7 protein-coding genes are annotated in these 6,794 nt (G+C 74.0%); 4 read left to right on the top strand and 3 right to left on the bottom strand.

The features are described from left to right. Positions 1–173: 173 nt before the first annotated feature. Both ACZ592_RS28825 and ACZ592_RS28820 read right to left on the bottom strand, forming a co-directional pair. Entirely contained in the window at positions 174–335 is a 162-nt protein-coding gene (locus ACZ592_RS28825) for a hypothetical protein (protein WP_471584569.1), read from the bottom strand. Positions 336–379: 44 nt separating this feature from the next. Next, positions 380–1,519, bottom strand: coding sequence for a hypothetical protein (locus ACZ592_RS28820; protein WP_471584568.1), 1,140 nt, complete (start codon positions 1,517–1,519; stop codon positions 380–382). 372 nt (positions 1,520–1,891) lie between these two features. Between ACZ592_RS28820 and ACZ592_RS28815 the strand changes: the two genes are divergently transcribed. The 3 genes from ACZ592_RS28815 to ACZ592_RS28805 are packed head-to-tail and all read left to right on the top strand — an operon-like array spanning position 1,892 to position 4,767. Next, positions 1,892–2,743 (top strand): Nif3-like dinuclear metal center hexameric protein, encoded by an 852-nt coding sequence (locus tag ACZ592_RS28815; RefSeq protein WP_471584567.1) that lies wholly within the window; start codon positions 1,892–1,894, stop codon positions 2,741–2,743. Further along, entirely contained in the window at positions 2,740–3,483 is a 744-nt protein-coding gene (locus ACZ592_RS28810; protein WP_471584819.1) for a zinc ribbon domain-containing protein, read from the top strand. The genes ACZ592_RS28815 and ACZ592_RS28810 overlap by 4 nt, the downstream gene beginning before the upstream one ends. A 12-nt stretch (positions 3,484–3,495) precedes the next feature. After that, on the top strand, positions 3,496–4,767 hold the full coding sequence (locus ACZ592_RS28805) for a bifunctional RNase H/acid phosphatase (protein WP_471584566.1): 1,272 nt from the start codon (positions 3,496–3,498) through the stop codon (positions 4,765–4,767). On the opposite strand, the gene eda is transcribed toward ACZ592_RS28805, so the two are convergent. Beyond that, positions 4,753–5,382: a bifunctional 4-hydroxy-2-oxoglutarate aldolase/2-dehydro-3-deoxy-phosphogluconate aldolase gene (eda, locus tag ACZ592_RS28800; protein ID WP_471584565.1), complete on the bottom strand. Its 630-nt coding sequence runs from the start codon at positions 5,380–5,382 to the stop codon at positions 4,753–4,755. The two genes, ACZ592_RS28805 and eda, sit on opposite strands and share 15 nt — an antisense overlap. Before the next feature lie 413 nt (positions 5,383–5,795). Between eda and yaaA the strand changes: the two genes are divergently transcribed. Beyond that, positions 5,796–6,602: a peroxide stress protein YaaA gene (gene yaaA, locus ACZ592_RS28795; RefSeq protein ID WP_471584564.1), complete on the top strand. Its 807-nt coding sequence runs from the start codon at positions 5,796–5,798 to the stop codon at positions 6,600–6,602. Positions 6,603–6,794: the final 192 nt, after the last annotated feature.

Below are 6,794 nucleotides of genomic sequence, written 5' to 3'. Positions count from 1 at the left end.
CAGAAGATCTTTTTGCGGCGGCGGATGTCTGGGCCTTCAGTCGGGGGGAGGGAAAGGGTAGAAAGTTCTCCTCTCCTTACTGTCCCAGCCGCCAGGGGTCCGAGACCTTTCTGCACTGGTCTGTGCTGGTCCGCCCCGGACTCAAGGGCTCAAGGACTCAGGGACTCAGGGGCTCAGGACTCCTGGTCCTGCTTGCGGTGCCGCCCCCGCGGCGCCGACGCCTCGTCGCGCTCGGACACCGGACCCCGGTGCTTGCCGGCGCCCGTGGGCGCGTCCGTCCGGGTCTGTGGCGCGGTGTTCTGCTGTGTCTCCGTGACGGTCTCGGTCGTAGTCAAGCCATTCACCCCGTAAAGATGATCGTTCGTACAGCCGGGCGAGTCTAACCGGCCACGGTTCGACCGCCGAGGGGTGCCTGCTGCAGAGGGACGGGGCGTGCGGCGGCGGGCTTCGGGGGCTCCGCCGACGGCGGTGGCGGAGGCGGTGACGGCAGGGGCGCGGGCTCGTCCTGCGGGGCGTCGGCGGCGGCCGGCGGCGCGGGTCCGCTGACCCGGGCGACACCGCACGGCGCCGCCCCCGTCACGTACGGCAGACACAGCACCCCGTCCCGCGTCCACCAGCCGGATCCGGCCAACCACCCTTCGGGAGCCGCCAGTTGGTGGAGCTCGCGGGCGGCGGGCCGCCACAGGCCCAGCCAGCTGCCGTTGCCCCCACCGCCCGGCGCCCCGTCGATCCGCAGCGCCACCGCGCACGCCTCCGGCGTCAGTACCTGCCCCGGCTGGACCGCGAACGGCGTCACCGTCAGGTCGGGCAGCCGTAGGGACTCCGGGAAACGCACCGGCCGCGTACCGCCGAGGACGCCCCAGCCCAGGCGGTCGTCGCCCGGCGCGTTCGAGCGGATCAGCAGCAGGCCGCTGTCCGCGTCGGCGAGCAGCAGCCGGTCGTCGCTGTCCTCCGCGATCTGCAGCAGGGGCGAGACCTCGCCGCCGCGCTCCAGGTCCACCGCGACCGTCTTGGTGCGGCCGTCCCGTTCGCGGTCCAGGGCGAGCATGCGGTCCGAGCCGTCCAGCCAGACACCCCCCGAGCAGCGCCCCGGCACCTCGGCGAGATGCTCGGGCCCGAAGGCGCCGCCCGCCACCAGCCAGACGTCCGTGGAGTGCGCGCCGGGCGCGAGGGCGTAGGCGCGGGTGCCGCCCGGCGCGGGCGGCAGCAGGCGCAGCTCGCCGCACTCCACGGCCCCCAGCGGGATCTCGCCGGTGCCCGGGCCCGTCGGGTACAGCAGGGCGAACAGGTGCCGCTCGCCCACCACGCGGTGGATGAGGACCCGGCCGTCGCCCATCGGGAGCACTTCGGTGGACGGCTCCTCGGGCTGGTTGCCGGGCAGGGGCACCGCGTAGGGCTCGGGGGAGTCCAGGGCCCAGCGTTCGGGATACCAGGAGTCCGGCGCTCCGGCGGCACGGGCGAGACGGGCCGCGTACGACCCGTCCGCCGCGATCGTGCACCCCGTGGGGCGGACGGGCACCCGGACGCGGATGGGAGCCTGGACCGGCGGTGGCGCCGGCGGCGCGGGTGGCACTGGTACGGCCGGTGGCGCGGGCGGCGCTGGTGGCGCAGTCATCGTGGTGTGGTCACCTCCGGCCCCGAAGCTAGTTTTCGCACGCACTGGCGTGGCACCGACGGGAGTCCCTTCACACAGAAGGGTGGCGATTGCCCGATTCGACGGAGACGGCGGGGGCGAATGTGCTGTTACGAGGGTGAGCGGCCGGTGACCGGACTGTCCCGTACGGCCCCGGGAAGCCACAGGACACCCCGAAGGTGACCGCTCCAAGTAGCCGTCCGACAGCGGTCCGTGACGCGCGACCTGCGGGGCACGCCGGGAAGGTAGCCTTTCTCCGTGCCCCGTCTGTCTGAAGTCATCGCCGCGCTCGACGCCCTGTGGCCCGCCGATCTGGCCGAGAGCTGGGACGCGGTCGGCACGGTCTGCGGAGACCCCGACGCGGAGGTCTCCCGGGTCCTCTTCGCCGTCGACCCCGTCCAGGAGATCGCCGACGAGGCGGTCGCGCTCGGCGCCCAGCTCCTGGTCACCCACCACCCCCTCTACCTGCGGGGCACGACGACGGTCGCGGCGTCCACCTTCAAGGGCCGGGTCGTCCACGACCTCATCAAGAACGACATCGCGCTGCACGTCGCGCACACCAACGCCGACCGTGCCGACCCGGGCGTCTCCGACGCACTCGCGGGCGCGCTCGACCTCCCGGTCGTACGCCCCCTCGTGCCCGACCCCGAGGACCCGCGCGGCCGCCGCGGGCTCGGCAGGATCTGCGAGCCCGCCCACCCCCTGACCCTCGCCGAGCTGGCCGAGCGCGCCGCGAAGCGGCTGCCCGCCACCGCGCAGGGCATCCGCGTCGCCGGCGACCCGGACGCGCTGATCCGCACGGTCGCGGTCAGCGGCGGCTCCGGCGACAGCCTCTTCGACGACGTGCGCGCCGCGGGCGTGGACGCCTTCCTCACCGCGGACCTGCGCCACCACCCGGCGTCCGAGGCCCGCGAACGCACACCTCTCGCGCTGCTCGACGCGGCGCACTGGGCCACCGAGTGGCCCTGGTGCGAGCTGGCCGCAGCCCAGCTCGACGAGATCTCCGACCGGAACGGATGGGGACTGCGCGTCCACGTCTCGAAGAAGGTCACCGACCCCTGGACCGCCCACGCGGCCTCATCTCTCGACTCAACAGGAGCCCCCAACTGAACGCCGCGCCCGCCGACCAGATCCGACTGCTCGACCTCCAGGCCCTGGACGTACGCCTGCAGCAGCTCGCGCACAAGAAGAAGTCGCTGCCCGAGCACGCCGAGATCGAGTCGCTGAACAAGGACCTCACGCAGCTGCGCGACCTGCTCGTCGCCGCGACGACCGAGGAGAGCGACTGCGCCCGCGAGCAGACCAAGGCGGAGCAGGACGTCGACCAGGTCCGCCAGCGCGCGGCCCGCGACCAGCAGCGCCTCGACTCCGGAGCGGTCACGTCCCCCAAGGACCTGGAGAACCTCCAGAAGGAGATCGCCTCGCTGGCCAGGCGCCAGGGCGACCTGGAGGACGTCGTCCTCGAGGTCATGGAACGCCGCGAGTCCGCCCAGGAGCGGGTCGGCGAGCTCACCGAGCGCGTCTCCTCGGTCCAGTCGAAGACCGACGACGCCACGGCCCGCCGCGACGCCGCCTTCCAGGAGATCGACGGTGAGGCCGGCACGGTCGGCAAGGAGCGCGACGTCGTGGCGGGTTCGGTCCCGGCCGACCTGCTCAAGCTCTACGACAAGCTGCGCGTGAAGGAGGGCGGCGTCGGCGCCGCCAAGCTCTACCAGCGACGCTGCGAGGGCTGCCGCCTGGAGCTCAACATCACCGAGGTCAACGAGGTGAAGGCGGCCTCCCCGGACACCGTGCTGCGCTGCGAGAACTGCCGCCGCATCCTGGTCCGCACGTCCGAGTCCGGCCTGTAAGGACGCCTGCAGATGCGCGAGTTCATCGTCGAGGCCGACGGCGGCTCCCGGGGCAACCCGGGACCCGCGGGCTACGGCTCGGTGGTCATCGACGCGACCACCGGGGAGACCCTGCGCGAGGTCGCGGAGTACATCGGCGTCGCGACGAACAACGTCGCCGAGTACAAGGGCCTGGTCGCGGGACTCAAGGCGGCGCACGAGCTGGACGCGACCGCCTCCGTGCACGTGCGGATGGACTCCAAACTCGTCGTCGAGCAGATGTCGGGCCGCTGGAAGATCAAGCACCCCGACATGAAGCCGCTCGCCGCCGAGGCCGCGCGGATCTACCCGTCGTCCCAGGTGACGTACGAGTGGATCCCCCGCGAGAAGAACAAGCACGCGGACCGGCTCGCCAACGAGGCGATGGACGCGGGCAAGCGCGGCGAGCAGTGGTCGCCCTCGGCCTCGACGGCGGAGCTGGACGCGCGGGCCGCGCGGTCGGCCGCCGCCCCCGAGCCCGCGGGCCCGCCCGGTGACGTGGCGGCCGGCACGGCGAAGGCGCGGGCGGCGCTCGCCACGTCCGTCGCGGGGCGCACCGGCGCGGTGTCGGCGCCCGCCGACGACGCCCGCGCCGCGCACAACGCCGCGGCCCCGCCGGTCGGCTGGGCCGCCCCCGCGGACCTGGGCGCCCCCGCGACCTTCGTCCTGCTGCGGCACGGCGAGACCGCGCTGACGCCCGAGAAGCGGTTCTCCGGAAGCGGCGGCACCGACCCCGTCCTCTCGGACGTGGGCCGCGGCCAGGCCGAGCGCGCCGCCGCCGCCTTCGCGGCACGCGGCACGATCCAGGCGATCGTCTCCTCGCCGCTCACGCGCTGCCGGCAGACCGCGCAGGCCGTCGCCGACCGCCTCGGCCTCGACGTACACGTCGAAGAGGGCCTGCGGGAAACGGACTTCGGGGCCTGGGAGGGGCTGACCTTCGGCGAGGTGCGCGAGCGCCACCCCGAGGAGCTGAACGCCTGGCTGGCCTCGCCCGACGCGGCGCCGCCCGGCGGCGAGTCGTTCGCCGAGGTCGCCGTACGGGTCGCGGAGGCGCGCGACCGGCTGACGGCCGCGCATGCGGGCCGCACGGTCCTGCTCGTCACGCACGTCACGCCCATCAAGACGCTGGTGCGGCTCGCGCTCGGCGCACCGCCGGAGTCCCTGTTCCGCATGGAACTCGCGGCGGCCTCGGTGTCGGCCGTGGCGTACTACGCCGACGGCAACGCCTCGCTGCGCCTGCTCAACGACACGTCACACCTGCGCTGACGCAAGCCCCGCGGCCTCGCGCGCCAGGGACTCGACGCGCGCCCAGTCCTTGGCGGCGACCGCGTCGGCGGGCAGCATCCAACTGCCGCCCACGCAGCCGACGTTCTTCAGCGCGAGGTACGAGGGCGCGGAGTCCGGCGTGATCCCGCCGGTCGGGCAGAACCGGGCCTGCGGCAGCGGGGCGCCGAGCGACTTCAGGTAAGCGGTGCCGCCCGCGGCCTCCGCGGGGAAGAACTTCATCTCCTGTACGCCGCGTTCGAGCAGCGCCACGACCTCCGAGGTCGTCGACACGCCCGGCAGGAACGGCACGCCGGAGCCCCGCATGGCGTCCAGCAGCGTGTCCGTCCAGCCCGGGCTGACGAGGAAGCGGGCGCCGGCCGCCACGGAGTCCTCGACGTTCCGCGCCGAGATGACGGTGCCCGCGCCGACCACCGCGCCCGGTACCTCGGCGGCGATGGCCGAGATCGCGTCGAGCGCGACAGGAGTCCGCAGCGTCACCTCGATCGCGGGGAGCCCGCCCGCGACGAGCGCGCGCGCCATCGGTACGGCGTCGTCGAGGTCCGACACGACGACGACGGGGATGACGGGGGCGAGGTCCAGCACGGAGGAGGTCATAGGGGCATCCTGCCCCTCCGCACGCACCCTGCGCAAAGCGCGTTGCGCATGCTGCAACGTTGCGGGCCCCTGGGCCTTGGGCGGTCATGGGTGGGTGGGGGTGGCCCTGCGTGTGCGGGTGCGGGTTCGTTGTGGCTTGTTGCGCAGTTCCCCGCGCCCCTGAAAGCCCGTCCGCCGCTGGGGGGGGGCTCGACGGTTTGTGGGTGCGGGTTTGTCGTGGCTTGTTGCGCAGTTCCCCGCGCCCCTGTGGCACCGCCCCTGCGGGGCTTGTCCACCAGAGTCGGGCCGCACCCGCACGTGACCCCGCCGCACACGACGGACCCGAGGCGACGCGAGCCCAAGGCGCCCCGCCGGACCCCGTACGATTTCGCAGGGGCCGCACCCCTCCCCCCATCCTCCGAAGGAGTCCGATCGTGCTCGTCCTGCTGCCGCCGTCCGAAGGCAAGGCCTCCTCCGGGCGGGGTGCCCCGCTCAAGCCCGAGTCGCTGTCCTTGCCGGGGCTCACCGACGCGCGGCAGGCCGTCCTCGACGAGCTCGTCGAGCTGTGTGCCGCGGACGAGGAGAAGGCCCGCGAGGTGCTCGGCCTCAGCGAGGGACTGCGCGGCGAGGTCGCCAAGAACACCGAGCTGCGGACGGCGGGCGCGCGCCCGGCCGGGGAGATCTACACGGGCGTCCTGTACGACGCCCTCGACCTCGCCTCGCTCGACCCCGCGGCCAAGCGCCGCGCCGCCCGCTCGCTGCTGGTCTTCTCCGGCCTGTGGGGCGCCGTCGGCGTCGGCGACAGGATCCCCTCGTACCGCTGCTCCATGGGCGTGAAGCTGCCGGGTCTCGGCGCCCTCGGCGCGTACTGGCGTACGCCGATGGTCTCCGTGATGCCGGAGGCGGCGGGCGACGGCCTCGTCCTGGACCTGCGGTCGTCCGCGTACGCGGCGGCCTGGAAGCCGAAGGGCGAGGTCGCGGGCAGGACCGCGACCGTCCGCGTGCTGCACGCCCAGGTGGACGAGCGAACGGGTACCGAGAAGCGGTCCGTCGTGTCGCACTTCAACAAGGCGACGAAGGGCCGCATCGTCCGTTCGCTGCTGACCACCGGCGCCCGGCCGAAGGACCCGGCCGAGCTGGTCGGGGCGCTGCGGGACCTGGGCCACGTGGTGGAGGCCGAGGCCCCGGCGAAGGCGGGCAAGCCGTGGGCCCTGGACGTGGTGGTACGCGAGATCCACTGAGGTCCGGGCGAACCGGGGCCCGCCCTGACCAGGGGCGCGGGGAACTGCGCGACAAGCCACGAGGCACCCGCACCCGCACCCGCACCCGCACCCGCACCCGCAAGACGGCCACCCCGCGATGGGGAGGGGAAATCCGTTCGAGCCCGGCGCACGCCAGCAGGTGCTGAGGCACGCCCCCGGCCCTACGCTCGG

Source organism: Streptomyces sp. NPDC040622 (assembly GCF_055593965.1).
Note: the sequence above shows the minus strand (reverse complement) of the source record. Positions and strands in the feature narration are given on the sequence as shown.